The following is a 21,000-nucleotide window of genomic DNA, read 5'->3' on the forward strand; positions in this document are numbered from 1 at the left end:
TCCATCCTGCGTGGAAAGGGAAGCAGACAGATAGTCATGGTTCTTTCCTGCGAAATATTTTTCCCAGACCTCTTCGCCTTGCTGGTTGAGTTTCACCAGATGGAAATCGTAGCCGTTATTTTGCTTTTGGCTGCTGGCTGCTTGCGATTGGCCCTTAGATTGAATAGAGCTTCCGGTAATTAAGTACTGAAGATCTACCGTCGGAGTCACCTGGCTAAGAAAATCCTGAGTGGAGGATTTGATGTCTTTCTGCCATAGGACTTCCTGAGCGGATAAGCTCAGAATCATGCATAAGAAGTATGCACTAGTGTAGAGTTTTTTCATTTGGAGTTTAGTTTTATTATTAATCTTTAAAATATTATTTTTAGTTCACTCTGATTAGATTTATAATGAAATAATTGTGAATTTTATCACCTCAAATTGGTTTTATTCTCTCTTATTATCGCTGTAGCAAAGGATGGCTGCAATATGACAGATATTGACCTGTTTTTATTTTCCCCTTCATTTCGCTTGTCTTGGAAAAGGAAATGAACCTAAAAAACTGATTGCTGTACGTTCTCCTTTTTCATTTACTTTCAGCATGATAGATTTACAGCAAGGAGATGCTGTAAAATGATTTTCGTAGCGCTTTCCACATTTGAAACATTCGGTAAGTATGATCTTTTTTTTCATAGCACATCATAATAAAGGATTGAAGTTATAGTATTCATTGTTGCTGTATTAATGCAAACATTTCAGAATATCCTTTGTGAGGCTGGAGAACTATCTGCAATCGGTATCTAACTGGTGAAAACCACTTGTAAAAGCCCTTGCAGTCGGTTATTGAAGTGCCAAAACGCCGTTGCTAACTGCTTGCAAGGACTTGTGGAAGTGGTTGCAGCCATTTGGGATACCCCTTTTAAGGGGTTGGGAACCGGGTATACCCACTTAGAGAAGTCCCTGTCACCACTTCACCAACCTGTTGCAGGTACTTCAGGACCGCCCGAGGGGTGGTTCCGGACCGGGTGAAAGGGGTTAGGAACCAGCTTTATTATCTTCGTTAGGCGAAGCTATAGAGCTGCTTACAAAGAACTGTTTCATATCATCATAGATCACATTGGTTCCGGGCATATTCTCACGGGAGAGGTATTTCATATTCCTGTAAAAAGTGAGTGAGTTGTGGTAATTATCAAAATCTAAAAGGGTTTTGGTATCCAATAATTGTTCGGTAACGGAAGAGAGGCGCTGCATACGGCTCTCCAACTGTTGTCTGGCAGCATAATCCCTGTCGTATTCTGCTTTGTCTAAAAACGTTGGAACAAACTGGGGATACTGCTCCATATAGGATTTGGCTTTGTTTACAAAGAGTTTGTTTTGCTCGGCAATGCTGCCGTATTGTTGCCTCTGCTCTGCATCGAGATTGATGGTTTTGCCCTGCAGTATGGTTTCGATACTGGTAATGGCCTGATCCAACTGGGTAAGTTCTGCTTCTGAGAACGAAATGCTGATTAAATTTTCTAGTGCCATAATAATTATTTTGTATTGGTTAGATTAAAAACAGACGGTTGCTGTTTTATAGTTGATAAGGTTTACAAAAATGAATTTTCTTCCTCATTTTCAAGCTATAACGTACCCCTCACTTACACTCATGAGTAACATCAAGGGTTTTTATATCCTTTTTGTGTGATAAATTTTCGACCGCTCTGCGAAAAAAGGATTAAGTAAGGTGATCTAAATAAAAAATTCCAATCTATGACAGTAGATTGGAATGTGAATCGGCGGCTCCTTTGGAGCCGCCGATTTGTTATTTCCGTTTATTTATTTTCCAAAGAATATCTTATCCTGCTTTCTCTGATCGTTGTAGATCACTTGAAAGCTGACAGGCATATTTTGATAGAGAAGCTTCCAATGCTGGATTTTTCCATGCTTTTTAAAGCTTTCGAATGATCTTACGAAGATATTTTCAATGATGCTTTTTACGTAAGAATCTCCGTTTTTATAGATCATATCCATAAGTTTAATGTGATGGGCAATAATATTGACTTTCGACTCCTGCAAAAGTCTTTTTAAATAGTTGATCGTCGCCTGAATGACTCCTGCAAAATTATCCTGTAAAGACAACTGCGTGATTTCGTTTCGAAGTGGGGGATAGAAAAATTTTAAATACTCCATAGCTTTTTTCTGATTGATAGCTTGCATATTTACGTTCACCATAATTAATATTTTTCAAGTACCCATATTGCAGCGAAAAGCATACCAAGATAAATACGTAATAAATAATTAACTTTTTTTTATAATCAAAATTATATGCAGGGATTAAATTGGCTTCAATGTCTCTGTTAAAAGAGGATACAGAGTTTTTTAATTTTTTTATTTAAAGCTATAAAGTATTGGTTTTTAATTATGTTTCAGATGCAAGGGATTCTGTGTTTCTGTAATGAAACGGATAAAAAATGTAATAAAAATGAAGGTGGCAGAAAAGTGGAAAAGTCTGAAAAAAATCTGACAAATAAAATAAAATCATGACAGAAAATCATTTTGAATGACGGAATGAACGGTTATAAGAAGCATCAGAATGATAAGGTTTTCTCAGAATGAAAAACTGTGGAGTATCTGAGATAATTAATATCTTTGCAATCCATAAAAATCGAAAATGTTTTCAAAAATTATAGTACACAGAGTCGGAAATAAGATCAACGGAGAGTCTTTAATACTTTCTCAGGAAGAATTGCAGTTGGAGGAGGGAATGGCAGAGTTGCTGGAGAATTACTTTTTGGGCTCTTTCAAATCTGAGGAGACCTTCCATTTCTACAGTGATTCTTATTTGGTGAATAATCCTATTTATAGTGCCGTGTCTGAAATTTTTGATGATAAGGCAAAGTTTATGTGGGAATCTGAGAATATTGCCAAACACCTTTTTGAAGCGGCTGAAAACCCAAGAGTTCAGGGTGGAGAGTTGTTTGTGGTATATTTTGAAGATGAAAGAGAGAGTGGAGAAAAAGTAGATAAAATCGGAATTTTTAAAACTGAAAAAAGAGAGTCTTTCTTAAAGATCTCTCCTCAGGAAGAAAGCTTCGAAATTGAAAAAGATATGGGAATTGGTTTGTCTAAAATTGACAAAGCGGCACTTATTTACAATAATGATAAGGAAACCGGCTATGTGCTTTCTGTGGTTGATAACAACAAAAACGGAGATATGTACTATTGGTTCGAAGATTTCTTAAAAGTGAAGCAGCGTGATGATGAATATTTCCACACGCAGGAGGCTTTAATGGTCTATAAAGATTATATCACCAAACAGTTACCTCAGGAATTTGAAGTTTCTAAAGCTGATCAGGCTGACTTTCTGAATAAGTCGATTAATTTCTTTAAGGAAAAAGAGGAATTTAAACTGGACGAATTTGCCAGTGAAGTATTAGGAGATGAACATGTAATCGAAAGCTTTAACAACTTTAAAACCGATTATGAGCAGGATATGCAGATTAATATCGCAGAAGAGTTTCCGATTAGCGAGGCAGCGGTAAAGAAAACGCAGAGACATTTCAAAAGCATCATTAAGCTGGATAAGAACTTCCATATCTATATTCACGGAGATCGCCAAAAACTGGCTACCGGAGAGGATGAAAAAGGAAAATACTATATGCTGTATTTCGATAAAGAAGTTTAATTTTTGCTTTTTAGATAAAAAAAAACTCTAATCAAAAAGATTAGAGTTTTTTTGTGTTTATCTAATTATCCTGTATTCGGACATTTATTTTTTATTGAAGAATAACGCTCTGCTGTATTCATAATTCATTCTGTCGATGTTCAGTACAGAAATTCCTTGCGGACATTCAACTTCACAGGCTTCGGTATTGGAACAGTGACCGAAATGCTCAGAATCCATTTGCTTAACCATATTGAGAACGCGCTCGCTTCTTTCTTCTTTACCTTGTGGAAGCAACACCATATGAGTGATTTTTGCAGAGGTGAATAGAGCCGCACTTCCGTTTTTACACGTTGCCACACATGCACCACAGCCAATACAGGCGGCAGAATCAAAAGCTTCTTCGGCAAGCCGATGGGTAATTGCAATGGTAGTAGCATCAGGAGCCTGACCTGTGTTCACAGAAACAAAACCTCCTGAAGAAATAATTCGGTCAAAAGCAGAACGGTCAACTTTCAAATCCTTTTTTACAGGAAAAGCAAGAGCTCTGAAAGGTTCAATCACGATGGTTTGTCCATTTTTAAAAGAGCGTAAATGAAGCTGACAAGTGGTGGTGTGTTCCAAAGGACCGTGAGCAAGCCCATTGATCATCATTCCGCACTGCCCGCAGATTCCTTCGCGACAGTCATGGTCAAATTCTACCGGCTCGTCACCTTCAATAATCAGTTTTTCATTCAATATATCCAGCATTTCAAGGAAAGACATATGAGGATTTAAGTCTTTTAAATCATAATTTACCAGTTTTCCTTTGCTTTGGTTGTCTTTCTGTCTCCATATTTTCAGATGTAAATCCATAATTTTTGCGTTTTTGGTGTTATGAAGTAAAACGTTATTTATAGCTTCTTACGGTTGGCTGTATTTCTTCAAAAATCAAATGTTCTTTGATGAGTTCCGGCTCATTGTTTTCGCCAGTCCAGTTCCATGCAGAGATGAACTGGAATTCGGTATCGTTCCTTAATGCTTCCCCGTCGGGAGTCTGGAACTCTTCACGGAAATGGGCTCCACAAGACTCATTTCGCGTTAAAGCATCATAGCACATCAATTCGCCAATTTCGAAATAATCGGCAACACGGCCTGCTTTTTCGAGTTCTGTATTCATGGCATTGCCCTGCCCTGAAATTTTCACGTCCTTATAAAATTCCTGTTTCAGTTTTCTGATTTCTTCAATGGCATATTTCAGCCCTTTTTCATTCCGGGCTAATCCACAGTAATCGTACAGAAGTTTTCCTAAGGCCCTGTGAAAATAATCAACGGTTTTTGTTCCGTTAATAGCAATGAATCCTTCAATCTGCTGTTTCACATGATTTTCGGCTTTTTCAAATTCAATATCATCCGTAGAAATTTTTCCGGTGTGAATTTCATTTGATAAATAATTGGCAATCGTGTAGGGTGCGATGAAATATCCGTCAACAGAGGCCTGAAGCAAGGAATTTGCTCCTAATCGATTGGCGCCATGGTCTGCAAAATTAGCTTCTCCCAATGCAAATAAGCCGGGGATTGTGGTCATCAGTTCATAGTCTATCCAAAGTCCACCCATTGAAAAGTGGGCAGAAGGGGAGATCATCATGGGTTCTTTATAAGCATCATATCCTGTTATTTTAAGATACATATTAAATAAATTTCCATATTTCTCCTGAATTTTTTCTTTTCCCTGCTCTTTAATAGCTTTGGAAAAATCAAGATATACTGCATTTTTCAATGGGCCAATTCCAAAACCTGCATCTATTCTTTCTTTGGCAGCTCTTGAGGAAATATCTCTCGGAGCCAGATTTCCAAAAGCAGGATAGCGTCTTTCGAGATAATAATCTCTTTCTTCCTCAGGGATATCATTGGCTTTTCTGGTTTCATTTTCTTTTAGAGGAACCCAGATTCTGCCGTCATTTCTTAAAGATTCAGACATTAAAGTTAATTTTGACTGATAATCTCCAGATTGTGGAAGTGAAGTAGGGTGCACCTGGATCCAGCTCGGAGAAGCCATTAAAGCTCCTTTTTTATGGGCTCTCCAAATGGCAGAACCATTACATCCCATGGCCAATGTGGATAAATAATATATTTTTCCGTAACCGCCCGTTGCCAAAACGACTACATGAGCGGAATGTCTTTCTATTTCTCCGGTATCCAGATTTCTTACGATAATTCCTCTGGCTTTACCTTCTATGACTACCAGATCCAGCATTTCGTGTCTTGAAAACAGCTGTACTGTTTTTTTACCGACCTGTCGCATTAAAGCCTGATAAGCGCCCAGAAGCAACTGTTGCCCGGTTTGTCCTCTTGCATAAAAAGTACGGCTTACCTGAACGCCTCCGAAAGAACGGTTATCCAGATAGCCTCCGTATTCTCTTGCGAAAGGAACTCCCTGTGCAACGGCCTGATCGATGAGATTCAAAGAGCATTCTGCCATTCTGTAAACATTGGCTTCACGGGCTCTGAAGTCTCCTCCTTTTAAGGTATCAACAAACATACGGTATACGCTGTCGTCATCATTTTTATAGTTTTTGGCAGCATTCACACCCCCCTGAGCGGCCACAGAATGGGCTCTTCTCGGGCTGTCCTGAAAACAGAAGGATTTTACATTGTATCCCATTTCGCCTAATGATGCAGCTACTGAGCTTCCCGCTAATCCCGTTCCGACAACGATAACGTCTAGTTTTTTCCGGTTGGCAGGATTGACGAGCTTGGCTGTTTTTTTATAGTTGTCCCATTTTTTTTCAAGGGGTCCTTCCGGTATTTTTGAATTTAAAATCATGATTGTTCAATTTAACGGTAAGTGAAGAATACATAAATAGGCATCAAGGCAAATCCTACACTGATGATGACCGAATAAGCGATCCCAATGGTTTTAAACCATTTTACAAACTTCGGATGAAATAAACCTAAGGTTCTGATCGCGCTGTAAATTCCGTGAATTAAATGATAACATAAAGCAATCATTGAAATGACGTAAATAACAACATACCACCATTCTTTAAAAACGGTTACCACTAAAATATATAAGTCTTTGTTTCCGTTTTCATCAAGAGGAGGGTTTCCAAATTTGTAGACATACCAGAAATTCTGAAAATGGATCACAAGGAAAATCAAAATTAGAGTTCCTAAGATTCCCATATTTCTGGAATACCATTTACTGGCTCTTCCGCGATGATCAGACTGATAACTTCCTCCTGATTTTTTGTTTTTTAAAGTAATGATAATTCCATCTACGGCATGAAGTATAATACTGAGATACAAAATATATGAAACCAGTTTTATAACAATATTTCCTGATAAAAAATGGGAGTAGGCATTAAATTGAAGGTGCGCCTGCTCCTGCGGTAAAAAAAGCTGAAGATTTCCTAAAAAATGAATCAGCAAAAAGAAGCTCAGGAAAAGCCCTGTAAAACACATCCACATTTTTCTTGACAATGTTGACAGCATATTTTTTCATTTTTAGATTAATAATAGCCTAACACTTTCATCCAGAGTCCACCGACTCCCATGTAGATGATGAGCAAAACAATCCCGATTTCCAAACCTCTAAGCCACCATGCTTTCAGATCCACATATCCGCTTCCGAAAAATACGGGAGCAGGACCGTGTCCGTAATGGGTCAATACCCCATAAATTGATCCTAAGAAACCTAGCATCATCGCCAATAGCATCGGAGGAATTCCTACCGCAACTCCCACTCCTAGTAAGGCTGCATACATTGCCGCAACGTGTGCTGTAGCGCTGGCAAAAATATAATGACTGAAAAAATAGACGAGGATAATAACAGGGAAAGCAACCGTCCAGGTCATACCGCCAATTTTAGCTTTAATTAGATCACTGAACCAGCCAATAAATCCTAGCTCGTTTAATGAGCTGGCCATCATGACTAAAACAGCAAACCAGACAATAGTATCCCAAGCTCCTTTTTCGGATTTTACATCTTCCCAGGTTAAAACTGAGGTGAGTAAAAGCAATGTTAAACCAATGAAAGCTGTTGTGGTAGCGTCAATTGATAAAGCGCCACCAAAAATCCAAAGGGCAAGCAGAATGAAAAATGCCAACAGCATCAGCCATTCGTTTTTGGAAATCGGGCCCATTTCTTTTAATTTTTGAGCTGCCATTTTCGGAGCATCTCCTGTTTTCTTTAATTCAGGCGGATATAATTTATATAAAACCAATGGCACCACAAAGAAAGCTACCAATCCCGGAACAAAACCCGCAGCAGCCCACGACATCCATGTGATATTGATCCCTAAATTGGCAGCAAATTTCTGACACATAGGGTTACTCGCCGTTCCTGTCAAAAACATAGAGGAAGCGATGAGGTTCATATAGTAGCTGTTCAGTGTTAAGAAAGAACCTAGTTTTCTATGGGTTTCAGGTTTGTCGGGTACAGAATCAAAGCTTATCGCCATAGATTTCATAATAGGATAAATGATTCCGCCACCTCTTGCCGTATTACTGGGGATTGCAGGAGCCAGACATACATCTGCCAGTCCTAATCCGTAGGCCAGACCTAATGAGCTTCTTCCAAAAATTCTGATGAACAGGAAAGCAATTCTATTTCCTAAGCCTGTTTTGATAAATCCTCTCGCGATAAAAAACGAAATTCCGATCAGCCAGATGACTTTATCTCCGAATCCGGAAAGTGCTTTTGTAATTGATTTTCCTGCATCTCCCGGAGCAACCACTTGTGTAAGAGCGGTAAATCCGATGGCCATCATACACATCGTTCCCATGGGAGCAGCTTTTAAAATTATTCCTAAAATGGTTGCTGCGAAAATGGCGAATAAATGCCACGCGTTTTCTGCTACTCCTTCCGGAGCAGGAATAAACCATATGATAAGAGCAATGGCAAATGTAATTGCGACAGCTTTAATGTTAATTTCTTTCATAATAGTTAGTTTAATATTTAAAATCTACTTTGTACCTGAACAATAAACAGGTTATTGTTGTATTGAGTGGTGTTTTCTACCTGATATTTGTAGCGGTCGAACTGCATCCCGAGCTGTATTCTTGCCCCATAATTCTTCAAAAATTCTAAGCCGAACATAGGTGTAATGGTCTGTCTGGGATTGGAATTTAATCTGAAATTGGTATCTAAATATTCATAACGGCAGGATAGTTCGAAAGCACTCAGATTTCTGTGATTGACTTCATACCGTAAATTCGGAAGAAAATAGGCACCACGAATCAGGTATGCATCGGGATTTGACGGTCTTGTCTCCGGATCCGCCGCAAAATACAGCGGATGATTAGTTGCCTGTTTAGCTTCAAGCTGCATATCCAAGCTCCATTTAGGATCAAAATGGACAAGGGAGCTTAAGTCAATTCCCACACCATACACTTTTTTACTTAAAACCTCGCCGACACCGCCATTCAAACCAAGATTCAAATTGTATTTTTTAACTAAACCAAAGACCAATCGGGTTGAATACTGTTTTCCGTTATCATTATCGTTGACCTGGTTTTTACCGTTTCCATTGACTACAGAAACGGCGTATTGAAACGGAATTTCTCCTAATTGTAACTGTCCTGTTGCAGAAAGCCCGATCTGGAAACTCGTCCAGCCCAATTTCCCGAATTCTGTGTACTGATTAGACCAGTCCAGTGATTTGATAATATCAATAGGATAGGTTTCCTCAATTCCGAACCAAGGTCTGAATTGTCCTACAGTAAGGGCTAATTTCGGGTTGAAGGTATATTTTAAATAGGCATTTTCAAGAACCCTGCTTTTGGGATCGTTTTTAAAGTCTGCTAAATTGGCGAGGGCAACCACCTCGGTACGTTTGCTGATTTGTGCACGGACCTGCACTCTCATATATTTGACCATGAAGTTGTTGCTGACTCCGGATTCATCGGAATGATGAAGACCATTTACATCGACGTCTTTCGACATTCCGACAAGGTAACGGGCCTGGAAAAGACCTTTGATCTGGAGAATGGGATATTTTACATTATCTTCCTGAGATTCGGCCTGGGTAGAATCCGGAATCTGTGCAATTGCCGTACAGCAGAGCAGCATAAAGCAAAGCAACAGACTCTTTTTAAATGATAAAAAAGTCATATTGTTGTGTTTTTGTGTAGTTAGTTAAATTAGTTTAAGCCTAAAAATTTGAATGGTGCTGATTCTTTGAAATTCGAATTTGCTTTTCCGTTATATGTTTGGTAGTTGCTTAAATCAAGCTTCATGACTTTGCCTTTTGCGCTTAAATCAAATTCTTTGAGATTTACCCAGAATGTGTTTGGAGTAAAAACCGTTTCGAAATAATACACCAGATTTTTCTGGTCAGAAACAGAACGCCATCTTGTAGAAGAAATATTAGGTTCGCTTTCAGAAGAAATTCCGTAAGGTACGGAGCAGTTTCTGATCACACTGAAAACACTTGCTACAGCAATTCTTGTATCAGCAGTTTTCGGAATGGCATCAATATAATAAGAGGCTCTTACAAAACGGTCCGCAGCACGGTTGGTTCCCGGAAGCATTACCGTTCCCGGAATCCCTTTCCAGTAATTATTTAAAGCTAATTGTTCCTCAAAAACGGGGGAATTGGTCATGACCGTATATTCAGGAGAATGATGAATGATAAGTTTCCCATCAATATATTCAAAAACAGCGTTGTCACCAGAAGCATCGGAAAGGGAAAGGTGAATGGTTGTGAATCTTTCCGTTCCGGGAATATAATCGCTTACAATAACGAATTTTTCCTTTTTTGCCTGCTCTACCGCTTCTTTTACCGTTTCAAAATTATCAAGAAAATATTGCGCCCACAATGAAATAGCAATCCCTTTTTTCTTTCCTTTGGGGTCGAATTTCGGATATTGAGATTCTCCGAGCCAAAGAAGATTGGCAACCAGTCCTTTCTCATTCATGCCGTCTGAAGAAGCAATATCCCAAGAAGTACTGACTACGCTTCCGTATTTGGAGGTCCATTTTTCAGAAAGAGGTCCTACTTCTCCGGTTCTTGCGATTCCTTTTGGAAGAATCCACAAATTGGCCGGAATTTCATCTCGCCAATCCATAGAACGGGCAGTGATAATAGTATTTTCGGGACCTTTATAAACGACTCTTGTACAGGCTTCGGAAGGGTTCCAAAATCCTATAGAAAGAATTGAGGAAAGTAAAATCAAGGGGAGCTTTTTCATAATAATATTTTTAGTGAGCTGAAATTTATTTTGAATTTCTAACAGAAATATTCAATGAATTTTTTAACAATTTTCAAAATTTGGTGACATAAATTTAATGAAATTTTATTTAATTAACATTTTTTTTCTAAAATTTTATATTAATACCTGTTAATAATCATCATTTGATTGATAAGGCAAACAATGGGATCTTACTTATTGTCAATTGATAAAAAGTATCCGAATGAGGTAAAAGAAATCCAGCAAATACGGGAGGCCTTTTTGCTGAGTATCAATAGATTTATTAAAAATCCAATTAAAATTCCTGAAAAATTGCTCAATTTTTCAGGAATCATTAAATTTGGGAGTTAAAATTTTGAAACTAAACTTTAAAAATAAATTTTAAAAAAAGTATACATTATGAAAGTAACTGTAGTAGGAGCAGGCGCTGTTGGAGCAAGCTGTGCAGAATACATCGCTATGAAAGACTTCTGTTCAGAAGTGGTTTTAGTAGACATTAAAGAAGGATTTGCTGAAGGTAAAGCAATGGATTTGATGCAAACAGCATCGTTGAACGGATTTGATACAAAAATTACCGGAACAACAGGAGATTACAGCAAAACAGCGGGTTCTCATGTAGCGGTGATCACTTCAGGTATTCCGAGAAAACCGGGAATGACAAGAGAAGAATTGATCGGAATCAACGCTGGAATCGTAAAAGAAGTTACTGAAAACTTAGTAAAACACTCTCCAGAAGTAATCATTATCGTAGTTTCTAACCCAATGGATACCATGGCTTACTTGGTACACAAAACTTCTGGTCTTCCTAAAAACAGAATCATCGGAATGGGAGGTGCATTAGATTCTGCAAGATTCAAATACAGATTGGCTGAAGCATTAGAAAGCCCGATCTCTGATGTAGACGGAATGGTAATCGCAGCTCATAGTGATACAGGTATGCTTCCTTTATTGAGCAAAGCAACCAGAAATGGTGTTCCTGTAACAGAGTTCTTAGACGAAGAAAAACAAAAATATGTAATCGAAGAAACTAAAGTAGGAGGAGCAACTCTTACAAAATTATTAGGAACTTCAGCTTGGTATGCTCCAGGTGCAGCAGTTTCTGTAATGGTTCAGGCTATTGCGTGTGATCAAAAGAAAATGATTCCTTGTTCACTAATGCTGGAAGGGGAATACGGACAAAACGATATCTGCTTAGGTGTTCCTGCAATTATAGGAGCAAACGGTGTAGAGAAAATCGTAAACATTACCCTTACTGTAGAAGAGCAATTAAAATTTGCTGAAGCAGCTCAGGCTGTAAGAGAAGTAAACGGGGATTTGAAGTTTTAATTTATTAAGCTTATATAAATGAAAACCGCGCCCGAAAGGGCGCGGTTTTTTATGATAAAATATAATTAAGGTTTATAACAAAAAACACGATGTGTTACCTTAAATTCAAAGAATCTTTTGATTAATTTTGAAAAAATAATGAGGACGATAAAATGTTTGAGATTTAGGTATTTTTTACTAATTTAATAACCAATTAGTTTTAGAGGGAAAATGACGTATACAATTACAGATAGATTGAAAAAAACAGGGTTCAGCATGAATCCGTTAAGTTATGTTTTAGACAGAAATCAGGGGAAGAAAGACTTTAATACATTAGAGTATTTTAATGTTTGGTTTGTTTTTGATGATGTGGAAATGATCATAGAAGGACGAAGCTATGATATAAAGGGGGTAAGTACCGTTTTTATCGGTCCGCATAAAAGTATAAGCTTTGGAGAGTGCAAAGGAAAAGAAGTATATGTATTCTCTTTTTCTTCAATTTTTTATGAACAGTCTTCCACAGACTCCGTGTTTCTAAACTCGGCTTTGTTCTTTAATTACGGAAGAGAAGTTCTTGTTTCACCATATGTAGGTGATGTTCCGAAAGAGATCATGAGGTATTTTCTGATCAACCGACTGCTGGATTTTCAGAAAAAAGACGAAAGGCTTTTCGTTTCTGCGGCTCACAATACACTTGAAACGATAATACTGGATGCATTACTGACTATTAATGATGATGAGATTGAAAAAGATGAAAAGCTGGAATACGTATCGTATGTGAATAAATTCAGGGTAATGCTTCAAAGAGATTTTAAAACGGAAAAAAAGGTATCTTACTATGCAAGTGCTCTTCATATTACGACAAGGAAACTAACGAGTATGACCGAGTTTATCGCAGGGAAATCCGCCAAAGAAATGATCATCGACAAACTGGTGAACGAATTTGAGAAATCCGTAAAATATACAACACTTACGATTTCTGAAATATCGTACCAATTAGGATTTTCAGACGAAGCCAACTTTACGAATTTCATTAAAAAACATACAGGGAAAAAACCTACGGAATTCAGAAGCCTTGTCAGCTGTGTTTTCCCGTTTTCCATTTGACTTTTTTAAAACATAAAAACTAACTAACAACTAACTAATCATGAAACCAATCAAATTTAATAAACTTTTTTTCTACAAAGTTTAAAGGAACCCTTCTTTCATCATATTGCAGAATGAGCTGAAAATTATTTTATAAGGCTTAAGATTCTTTCAAATTCGAGTTCTCGGTTTTCAAGAATGTCTTTGTCTTTATAGGGTATGATTTCATCAATTCTGATTCCAATTTGTTGGGTTTGAGAATTATCAGGATAAAAAATTCCGTTTCCGGTAAATTCTAAAACATAATCACCAGGTAAATTTACTTTGGTGACATCTCCGTCTGCACCAGCTGTCCGTTGACCCATCGTTACGGACTGAGGAAAGATATGCTGTAAACTCATCGAATACCATTCACTGGCGCTTTGAGTTTCAGGATTTACCAGAATAAAAACTTTTCCTGAATAGGGATGCGTTTTTTTATCCTTGATGTTAGAGAAATAGTGTTTTGAATCTGCCAGATAATAGAATGTACCAATATTTTTCAGGTTGGGAGCATAATATTTGTAAAAATAATTTTCGACAGGCGAGAAGTGTTTATAAACGTAATAGTTGACAAAACCGCCCCAGTCGGGATATCCTCTCATGTCAAAAACAAGGGCTTTCTTTTGGGCTGCTTCATGTAAAATACTATCCATGTGGGCATCCAGATTATTGCTTTCAAGATCTCCGGCAATTTCCAGGGTTTGGTTTATTTTAAAGTAAGCAATGTTTTTATTAACAATTTTTCGGCTTTCTCTTTTTCCGATCTTATCCTGGATGTAGCTTACAATAAAGCTGTATTTTTCCTTGTCCTTAATATCGATCATATCCAGTTGTGAAGTGAATTTTTTTCCGGTTTTTCCGGATTTTACTTCTAACGTTTTTTGCATAAGATTATCCGGCCAGATCAGGTTGTTTTCGTATTTTGAAAGATGATGTACAAGGGTCTCTTTATTAGATGTTGATAGTAATTCTCCCTTTTCTTTAATGATTTGTGGAATACTTTTTCCGTTAACAGAAATGATTTTATCACCCACCGAGATATGAGCTTTCGAACATATTTCTGGATAAATAAGATGGGTGATCAAAAGATGATCGTTAATAATCTGGAAATCAAATGGAGCAAGGTACAGCATATTTAAAATATCACCTTTGTAATTCAGTTGTCTGTAAAAACTGAAAGAATGGCTGTCCTTAAGTTTTGAAGATAATTTGGCGAGTATCGTTTCGAAGTCTTTTCTGGACTGTATGTTTAGGTTTTCTTCCAGGGTATTTTTGAAATAGTCTTCAAAACCTTTATCCATCAGATATTTGTGAGGGAAAAGATAATCAATGCTTCCCTGTATTTTTGCCAAAGCCAGCAAACGGTACTCAAGCGGAAGATTTTCATTTTTAGGAAAAGGATATTTTTTCTCCGTACTTACTGATTTTCCTTCTTTTAGCAATTCGTAATTATAGCGGTGGCTGTATATCGTATTGAGTAAATTTTTGTTTTCGGAAGAAATTTTTCCGTTGTTCCGGAACCAGTCGAAGTTTTGAGTTTTGCTTAAAACATCTTTTGATGTTTCAGCCGGAGCGGGAGTCGTTAAATTTTTATTTAAATTTTGAGATAATTTGTTGATGACGGAATTGAAATCATCTTTTGAATTGATGTTTTTAACGGTAACTAAAAACAAACTGTCTGCATCAATTTTCCCACTTGCTACATCGGGATGGTAATATTTAATAAAATTCCATGTCTTTATGAAATCATAATATGGGTCTTTCTGGGCGAAAATAATTTGATTAAAAAGGAAAATAAATATAAAAGTGGCGAGTTTTTTCATAGTAATAAGTAATTCTTAAATATAACATATATCTGTTAATTAAAAATTTTGATAACTACAAAAAAAACAAAACCATTTTAAATTAATACGTCAAAGCTCATGAATAAAGCGGTTTCTGTAGAGTTATTATAGAGTTTTGTGTTGGTTCCGCTAATGGCAAAACCTGCTTTTTGATAAAATTTGATAGCAGGATAATTGGTGTTCTGTACTTCCAGTTCTACCATTCTGCATTGCAGTTCTCTTGCTTTTCGGTTAATATTCTTAATGAAAAGCTTTCCGATATTCTGACCGCGAAATTCTTCATGAATCAGAATGTTTTCAATAAAAAGGCTGTTGTTCCATTTCCTGAAATCACAGATTGCCCAACCTACCAGTTCATTATTTTCAAAAGCTCCGAAGGAATTTCCCTGTTCAATAATTTCGTTCAGATTATCAATATCCTCAGAATTTGTTTCCCAGACCTTTTTATAGAACTGATTTTTTTCTCTTATAGTAAATTCAAAAGAATTTCCGATCTCTATGGTGGAAACGCTGAAGATTTTATCAGTTTCATAACCGTTGAAACCCCAGTTCAGAGTAGGGTTGGAAGTGAGTTTTTCTAGTTTTTTGATTTCCATGAATATGACTTTGAGAATTATTATTCTATCTTAATGAGAGGTAGTTCTTTCTGCGTTTCAAAATTCTCCCATATATATTCCATATTGGGGTAAAAGCATCCATCTTTTTCAAGACTAAGATATTCGGATGGAATTTTATGGATATTAAAAGTTTCTAAACTATTCTCTTTTAAAATATCCAAAGCTCTATAAATCTCTTTATCAATTTTATGACTTGTTGTCCAAGGATAATAATTGAAGCAAACTTTTAATCTATCGAAAGAAAATCCATATCTTTTAGTTTTTGACCAAAATGTTTTATCATATTTTTTATTAAGCTTTTTTAGTTTTTCTATGTCAATTTTATTAATATCCTTTTCAAAAAGTTGAGGTGTATAGAAAACATTAATTTCAATATCCCCAAAGCTCATAGGTCCTTCGGCAATTTTATTCCAATTATAAAAAACCCGGACAGTTCTACCTTCAATTGTTTTAATTAAGCCTTCATATTTATCAATGTTTTCTTTTTGAAATCCTCTTTGTCTTAATTCTGTAAAAACTGATCTTTCAAATATTTTGGAATGAACTTTTTTGCCAACAGATGTACTTATCCAAATTAAAATCAATACAACTCCCGTGATTAAAGAGGAAATAATAAAACTGATCACAAAGTTTTTGCTTGATATGAAAACTGGGATAAAAATGAAGAGAAATAAAATTAGATTGATGATAAAAGCTGAATATTTATTAATAAAATAAATTCCTTTTGGGGTTAAAAGTTTCATGTGGATCAGATAGATTTAATAAAACGAAGAATTTTAGTAAAGATCAAATTTAATCAAAATTTCACACACCAAAATTTTCAAAACCCGTAAATTTGTTGTCAATAAAATTTTTACTGAATGCTTAGGAAAATTTCGATTGCGGCGGTTACATTTTTATCCGTGTTTACAATCAATGCGCAGAAGAACAAAAATTCACAGCTGGAAAGACCAAAATTGGTAGTAGGTTTGGTGGTTGATCAAATGAGATGGGATTATCTGTACCGTTTTTATAATAAATATGGTAACGATGGTTTCAAAAGATTATTGGGAACTGGTTATTCTTTAAATAATGTACATATTCCTTATGTTCCTACCGTTACGGCTTTAGGACATACTTGTATCTATACAGGATCGGTTCCGGCAATTCATGGGATTGCAGGGAATGACTGGACAGATAAGGAGACGGGACAAAATGTATATTGTACGACAGATGAAAGTGTAAAACCAGTTGGAACAACTAATGCAAAAGTGGGAAGCCACTCTCCGAAAAACCTTTGGTCGACTACAGTTACAGATGAATTAAGATTGGCGACCAATTTCCAAGGAAAAGTAATCGGGGTTTCTTTGAAAGACAGAGCTTCTATTCTTCCGGCAGGTCACAATCCGAACGGAGCTTTCTGGTTCGATGATTCTTCCGGGAATTTTATTACCAGTTCTTGGTACATGAATGATTTGCCACAATGGGTGAAATCTTTCAATTCTCAGAATTTGCCGGATCAATTAGTGGCAAACGGTTGGAATACCTTGCTTCCAATCAGTCAGTATACTGAAAGTTCTCCGGATAATTCTTCTTGGGAAGGATTGTTGGGAAGTGCTAAAACACCAACTTTCCCATACAGCAATTTAGCGGTTGATTATAAAGCGAAAAAAGATAATATCCGTTACACGCCTTTTGGAAATACATTGACTTTGAAGTTGGCTGAAGCTTCTGTGGAAGGTGAAAAGTTAGGAGGAGATGATATTACCGACTTTTTAGCGATCAATCTGGCTTCAACGGATTATGCAGGTCACAAGTTTGGTCCGAATTCTATTGAAGTTGAGGATGTCTATTTAAGATTAGATCAGGATTTAGCTCAGTTTTTCAATTATTTAGATTCTAAGGTTGGAAAAGGGCAATATACGGTTTTCCTTTCTGCCGATCACGGAGGAGCACATTCTGTAGGATTTTTACAGGAACATAAAATTGCAACAGGTTTCTTCGGGGAAGGAATGGAAAAAAATATCAATGACAAACTAAAAGAAAAGTTCGGGGTTGATAAGCTGATTAATGCAGTAGATAACTATCAGGTTTATTTTGACAGAAAATTACTGAAAGATAATAAGCTGGAATTGGATGATGTAAGAGACTTTGCCATCAAAGAATTAGAAAAAGATCCTACTGTTTTGTATGCGGTTTCTGTGACGGAAGTTCAGGAAGCGACTATTCCTGAGCCGATCAAGCAGAGAATCATCAATGGAATCAACAGACAGAGAAGCGGAGATATTCAGCTGATTTCTCACGACTCTATGTTGCCTCCGTATGCGAAAACAGGAACAACACACAGTGTCTGGAATTCTTACGATTCACATATTCCGTTAATTTTTATGGGATGGGGAATTCAGCATGGAGAAAGCAGTAAGCCTTATTTTATGACGGATATTGCACCAACAGTTTCTTCTTTATTAAAAATTCAGTTTCCTAGCGGAAATGTAGGAAATCCGATTACGGAAGTTGTTGGTAAATAGATCTTAGATCTTACAATTATAAATAAAAAAACATTCCATATCGGAATGTTTTTTTGTTATGAAGCACGTATAATGTGCTGTATTTCTTTTTGGTATCTTTTGTTTTGTCTTCTTGTTCTTAAGATCAGATAAATAAAAAATCCAATGACAATTATACTTATAACGGACGAAATGATCATTAAATAAGTATAATGAGATTTAATTTCTTTATTCCTAGCGGAAGTATCTTTGTTATGATTATCAATAACCTGATTGATAGAAGTGAGCTCATTTTCCTTTCTTTTGAAACGCATTTCAAAATATTTTCTATTGTACATTTGGTAGAGATCCTGTTTTCTTAACGCAAGATAATTATCTGCCATTTCCTTATAGATTCCTTCATTTAGGACAATGTCACCCGTGTTTTTGCTGAGGTTTTCTGCTTTTTTTAAAAGATCGATGGCTGTCTGATACTCGTGTTTTTGCTTATACATTTCCGCCATTCCTTTCAGAGCAAATGCTTCAAGACTTTTGGCGTGGTTTTTCTGTGCGAAGTTTACAGATTCTGAAAATGCCTGTTGCGCTTTGTCGATCTGATTTAAATTCAGATAACAATAGCCAATGTTATAATAGACCACACTTACATTCGAATAGGTAGTGCTCTTTACCGGAACTTTTTCAAAATTCTGAAGAGAGATCAGAAACTTTTCAAGAGCGATTTCTGAGTTTGACTGGCTTTTGTAGATCATGCCTCGTATCGCATAGCTTCTTGCGGTTTCTATATATTTTTCAGGCGAATTTTCCGGGATTTTTGCTAAATACTGGTCTGCTTCGTTCAGGGTTTCAAGACTTTTGCTGAAGAGTTCCATCTGCTGATACTGTATTGCAACAGCAATAAGCACACTTGCCTGATTTTTTGCGTCGTTTGTCTTTTGTGAAAGTTCTTTCGCTTTTAAAATGTATTTTAAAGACTCATCAAAATTTCTTTTAGCAATATTGGCGGTGGAAAGCAGCATATAAATTCTAATGGAAGTATTGATGTCATTATCTTTTTTTAATAGATTTTTCCCAATTTTAATACTGTTGTCCGGATTATCATAGATCTCATTATAGGCTTTTTTCATCAGAGAATCATCGGGCGTTTTTTGAGCATGTATAGAAATATAAAAGCTCAGCAGCAGGAATGAAAATAATTTTATAATGAGTTTCATAGAGATTTACTTTTACTGATTTCCTGAATATAGGCATTCGGAGACATTCCTGTAATAGACTTGAATACGGTTGTAAACGTACTGTGAGATGAAAATCCCGAATATTCCGCAAGATAACTTACCTTATAATTAAGGAAAGTAGGATTGGTTCTTAATAAATGGGCAATATGATTGATCCTTAATTCATTAATGTACCCGTTGAAGTTCTTTTCCTTGCTGCTGTTAATAACTTCAGAAAGATACTTCGTATTGATTTCCATTTGAGAAGAAAGTAAGGAAAGGGACATGTTCTTATTCAAAAAACGGTCAGATTGTTCGAATTCTTCAAGTTTTAGGAGAATTTCTTCTTCTTTTTCCTTTGAAATTTTATTAGAATCTTTTTCCGGATTCTTTTCACTGGCAGGAGTTTCTTTTATAACCGGCAGGGAAGAAGCGATTTTCTGTTTCTGTTTTCGTTGTTTTTCAAAAAAATCGAATTGCTTTTTTAAATCTTTATTTTTGTTTTTAATGATAAGTAAATAAATGAAAAGCCCGATTGTTATTAAGATCAGGATCAGGGTTAACGTCCAGAAAGATTGCAGATAGTTTTGCTTTTTAAACTCAATATTTTTATTGAGGTTGGTTTCTACAAGCTTTACGATATACCGTATTCCTTCTTTGGTATTAGAATCTTCCTTGGTTTTTAAATCCGTGTAAAGTTTATTGTACTGATGGTATTTTTCATTATCATGAAGCGTAAAGTAATTTCGGGATAACGATTCGTAAATTTTAATTTTTAAATTATCAAAAGGTAAATTCTCAATTTGCGAAAGGGCCAGTTCTGATTGAAAAATTGACGTTTTATAATCCTGTTTCAGGAAATAATACCGGGATAAGTTTTCATAAGCGAAACCTAATAAAAAGGGACGGTCTTTATATTTTTTAAGATGGTGAATGATGCTGTCTGTCAGTTTTTTAGATTCCTCTAAATGATTCTGTTTCATCAGATAAGAGGAGCGGAAAAGTTTATTTTCTATTTCCGTGATGATATTCTCTTCATTACTGTTATTGGTATACTGATCACTCTTATCGAGATATTGTAAAGCCGCAGGATAATTTCTGTTGATCCCAAAATTCAGCGCCTGAAGCTGATAAAGTTTGGCCGTCGTAATTCTTAATCTGGGATCATTACTTTTTAGCAGGTTCTGATCACAGAGAAGATGAGTGATGATTTTTTTTGACTGATTGTATAAATCCAGATTTTGATACTGCTCAGCGAGATTATAATCACCAAAAGCCTGCATAAAATAAGACAAATTTTTCTCCTGTACATCTTCTTTCTGTATGGAAGTGCTTACAGACTGTACATAATCACCCTTCATCGCATACGCTTGCGAAATGATGTTTTGCAGTACGATTTTGTGCTCAATATTCTGATCACTGAGAAGAAGGCTTTGTGAATAGCTAATGCAGTCGTCAGGATTCTGATACAACTTTTGAAATGCCTTATCAGCCAGAATTGTGAAGTCGGGACCTGACTGTCCGCTTGTGAAAATGGACAAAAAAATGACAAGTAATAATAAAACGGTGTTTTTACTTTCCGGCATTTTTAGAAAAAATAAACTGTTTTTT

At 36.3% G+C, this 21,000-nt stretch carries 18 protein-coding genes and 1 pseudogene; 4 read left to right on the plus strand and 15 right to left on the minus strand.

Annotated elements, in window-relative coordinates; translation table 11 throughout:
* The 4 genes and pseudogenes from JI747_RS09950 to JI747_RS09965 form a co-directional block, all read right to left on the minus strand.
* Nucleotides 1-324 (minus strand): annotated as a pseudogene (locus JI747_RS09950) (T9SS type A sorting domain-containing protein); the annotation flags it as partial.
* A gap of 177 nt (nt 325-501) precedes the next feature.
* Nucleotides 502-672, minus strand: coding sequence for a hypothetical protein (locus JI747_RS09955; protein ID WP_225688253.1), 171 nt, complete (start codon nt 670-672; stop codon nt 502-504).
* A 342-nt stretch (nt 673-1,014) separates the two neighbouring features.
* Entirely contained in the window at nt 1,015-1,506 is a 492-nt protein-coding gene (locus JI747_RS09960) for a hypothetical protein (protein WP_225688254.1), read from the minus strand.
* Between the two features lie 291 nt (nt 1,507-1,797).
* Nucleotides 1,798-2,193 carry a DUF7674 family protein gene (locus JI747_RS09965; RefSeq protein WP_225688256.1) on the minus strand — a complete coding sequence of 132 codons (396 nt, stop codon included), beginning with the start codon at nt 2,191-2,193 and terminating at the stop codon, nt 1,798-1,800.
* Between the two features lie 439 nt (nt 2,194-2,632).
* On the opposite strand from JI747_RS09965, the gene JI747_RS09970 reads away from it, so the two are divergent.
* A complete protein-coding gene (locus tag JI747_RS09970; protein WP_225688258.1) occupies nt 2,633-3,646 on the plus strand; it encodes a nucleoid-associated protein in 1,014 nt (337 codons plus the stop codon).
* Between the two features lie 84 nt (nt 3,647-3,730).
* Here JI747_RS09970 and JI747_RS09975 read toward each other — a convergent pair whose 3' ends face one another.
* From JI747_RS09975 to JI747_RS10000, 6 genes are read right to left on the minus strand one after another with little or no spacing between them, the layout of a single operon-like run.
* A complete protein-coding gene (locus JI747_RS09975) occupies nt 3,731-4,480 on the minus strand; it encodes a succinate dehydrogenase/fumarate reductase iron-sulfur subunit (RefSeq protein WP_225688260.1) in 750 nt (249 codons plus the stop codon).
* A gap of 34 nt (nt 4,481-4,514) precedes the next feature.
* Complete coding sequence (locus JI747_RS09980; protein WP_225688262.1) at nt 4,515-6,431, minus strand: fumarate reductase/succinate dehydrogenase flavoprotein subunit; 1,917 nt, start codon at nt 6,429-6,431, stop codon at nt 4,515-4,517.
* A gap of 11 nt (nt 6,432-6,442) precedes the next feature.
* Nucleotides 6,443-7,099: a succinate dehydrogenase cytochrome b subunit gene (locus JI747_RS09985; protein ID WP_225688264.1), complete on the minus strand. Its 657-nt coding sequence runs from the start codon at nt 7,097-7,099 to the stop codon at nt 6,443-6,445.
* 17 nt (nt 7,100-7,116) lie between these two features.
* Nucleotides 7,117-8,547 (minus strand): anion permease, encoded by a 1,431-nt coding sequence (locus JI747_RS09990; RefSeq protein WP_225688266.1) that lies wholly within the window; start codon nt 8,545-8,547, stop codon nt 7,117-7,119.
* A gap of 17 nt (nt 8,548-8,564) precedes the next feature.
* Nucleotides 8,565-9,719, minus strand: a complete 1,155-nt coding sequence (locus JI747_RS09995) for a porin (RefSeq protein ID WP_225688268.1) — start codon at nt 9,717-9,719, stop codon at nt 8,565-8,567.
* Nucleotides 9,720-9,748: 29 nt separating this feature from the next.
* Entirely contained in the window at nt 9,749-10,798 is a 1,050-nt protein-coding gene (locus JI747_RS10000; RefSeq protein WP_225688270.1) for a linear amide C-N hydrolase, read from the minus strand.
* Between the two features lie 399 nt (nt 10,799-11,197).
* On the opposite strand from JI747_RS10000, the gene JI747_RS10005 reads away from it, so the two are divergent.
* Nucleotides 11,198-12,124: a malate dehydrogenase gene (locus tag JI747_RS10005; protein WP_225688272.1), complete on the plus strand. Its 927-nt coding sequence runs from the start codon at nt 11,198-11,200 to the stop codon at nt 12,122-12,124.
* A gap of 210 nt (nt 12,125-12,334) precedes the next feature.
* Nucleotides 12,335-13,210: a helix-turn-helix domain-containing protein gene (locus JI747_RS10010; protein WP_225688274.1), complete on the plus strand. Its 876-nt coding sequence runs from the start codon at nt 12,335-12,337 to the stop codon at nt 13,208-13,210.
* A gap of 125 nt (nt 13,211-13,335) precedes the next feature.
* Here the strand turns inward: JI747_RS10010 and JI747_RS10015 are convergent, their stop codons facing one another.
* From JI747_RS10015 to JI747_RS10025, 3 genes are all read right to left on the minus strand, one after another.
* A complete protein-coding gene (locus tag JI747_RS10015; RefSeq protein ID WP_225688276.1) occupies nt 13,336-15,054 on the minus strand; it encodes a S41 family peptidase in 1,719 nt (572 codons plus the stop codon).
* A 77-nt stretch (nt 15,055-15,131) separates the two neighbouring features.
* On the minus strand, nt 15,132-15,671 hold the full coding sequence (locus JI747_RS10020; RefSeq protein ID WP_225688278.1) for a GNAT family N-acetyltransferase: 540 nt from the start codon (nt 15,669-15,671) through the stop codon (nt 15,132-15,134).
* Nucleotides 15,672-15,691: 20 nt separating this feature from the next.
* Nucleotides 15,692-16,435 carry a hypothetical protein gene (locus JI747_RS10025; RefSeq protein ID WP_225688281.1) on the minus strand — a complete coding sequence of 248 codons (744 nt, stop codon included), beginning with the start codon at nt 16,433-16,435 and terminating at the stop codon, nt 15,692-15,694.
* 117 nt (nt 16,436-16,552) lie between these two features.
* Here JI747_RS10025 and pafA point away from each other — a divergent pair, with 117 nt between their 5' ends.
* A complete protein-coding gene (pafA, locus tag JI747_RS10030; protein ID WP_225688283.1) occupies nt 16,553-18,199 on the plus strand; it encodes an alkaline phosphatase PafA in 1,647 nt (548 codons plus the stop codon).
* 56 nt (nt 18,200-18,255) lie between these two features.
* Here the strand turns inward: pafA and JI747_RS10035 are convergent, their stop codons facing one another.
* Both JI747_RS10035 and JI747_RS10040 read right to left on the minus strand, forming a co-directional pair.
* Nucleotides 18,256-19,389: a tetratricopeptide repeat protein gene (locus tag JI747_RS10035; protein WP_225688285.1), complete on the minus strand. Its 1,134-nt coding sequence runs from the start codon at nt 19,387-19,389 to the stop codon at nt 18,256-18,258.
* Nucleotides 19,386-20,975 carry a helix-turn-helix domain-containing protein gene (locus JI747_RS10040; RefSeq protein WP_225688287.1) on the minus strand — a complete coding sequence of 530 codons (1,590 nt, stop codon included), beginning with the start codon at nt 20,973-20,975 and terminating at the stop codon, nt 19,386-19,388. The genes JI747_RS10035 and JI747_RS10040 overlap by 4 nt, the downstream gene beginning before the upstream one ends.
* Nucleotides 20,976-21,000: the final 25 nt, after the last annotated feature.

Origin of the sequence: Chryseobacterium tagetis (genome assembly GCF_016735585.2) — a bacterium.
Lineage (GTDB): Bacteria > Bacteroidota > Bacteroidia > Flavobacteriales > Weeksellaceae > Chryseobacterium > Chryseobacterium tagetis.

Coding starts and splice junctions, on each gene's coding strand:
- JI747_RS09955 (WP_225688253.1), bottom strand. CDS start 672: ATGAAAAAAAAGATCATACTTACCGAATGTTTCAAATGTGGAAAGCGC.
- JI747_RS09960 (WP_225688254.1), bottom strand. CDS start 1,506: ATGGCACTAGAAAATTTAATCAGCATTTCGTTCTCAGAAGCAGAACTT.
- JI747_RS09965 (WP_225688256.1), bottom strand. CDS start 2,193: ATGGTGAACGTAAATATGCAAGCTATCAATCAGAAAAAAGCTATGGAG.
- JI747_RS09970 (WP_225688258.1), top strand. CDS start 2,633: ATGTTTTCAAAAATTATAGTACACAGAGTCGGAAATAAGATCAACGGA.
- JI747_RS09975 (WP_225688260.1), bottom strand. CDS start 4,480: ATGGATTTACATCTGAAAATATGGAGACAGAAAGACAACCAAAGCAAA.
- JI747_RS09980 (WP_225688262.1), bottom strand. CDS start 6,431: ATGATTTTAAATTCAAAAATACCGGAAGGACCCCTTGAAAAAAAATGG.
- JI747_RS09985 (WP_225688264.1), bottom strand. CDS start 7,099: ATGCTGTCAACATTGTCAAGAAAAATGTGGATGTGTTTTACAGGGCTT.
- JI747_RS09990 (WP_225688266.1), bottom strand. CDS start 8,547: ATGAAAGAAATTAACATTAAAGCTGTCGCAATTACATTTGCCATTGCT.
- JI747_RS09995 (WP_225688268.1), bottom strand. CDS start 9,719: ATGACTTTTTTATCATTTAAAAAGAGTCTGTTGCTTTGCTTTATGCTG.
- JI747_RS10000 (WP_225688270.1), bottom strand. CDS start 10,798: ATGAAAAAGCTCCCCTTGATTTTACTTTCCTCAATTCTTTCTATAGGA.
- JI747_RS10005 (WP_225688272.1), top strand. CDS start 11,198: ATGAAAGTAACTGTAGTAGGAGCAGGCGCTGTTGGAGCAAGCTGTGCA.
- JI747_RS10010 (WP_225688274.1), top strand. CDS start 12,335: ATGACGTATACAATTACAGATAGATTGAAAAAAACAGGGTTCAGCATG.
- JI747_RS10015 (WP_225688276.1), bottom strand. CDS start 15,054: ATGAAAAAACTCGCCACTTTTATATTTATTTTCCTTTTTAATCAAATT.
- JI747_RS10020 (WP_225688278.1), bottom strand. CDS start 15,671: ATGGAAATCAAAAAACTAGAAAAACTCACTTCCAACCCTACTCTGAAC.
- JI747_RS10025 (WP_225688281.1), bottom strand. CDS start 16,435: ATGAAACTTTTAACCCCAAAAGGAATTTATTTTATTAATAAATATTCA.
- pafA (WP_225688283.1), top strand. CDS start 16,553: ATGCTTAGGAAAATTTCGATTGCGGCGGTTACATTTTTATCCGTGTTT.
- JI747_RS10035 (WP_225688285.1), bottom strand. CDS start 19,389: ATGAAACTCATTATAAAATTATTTTCATTCCTGCTGCTGAGCTTTTAT.
- JI747_RS10040 (WP_225688287.1), bottom strand. CDS start 20,975: ATGCCGGAAAGTAAAAACACCGTTTTATTATTACTTGTCATTTTTTTG.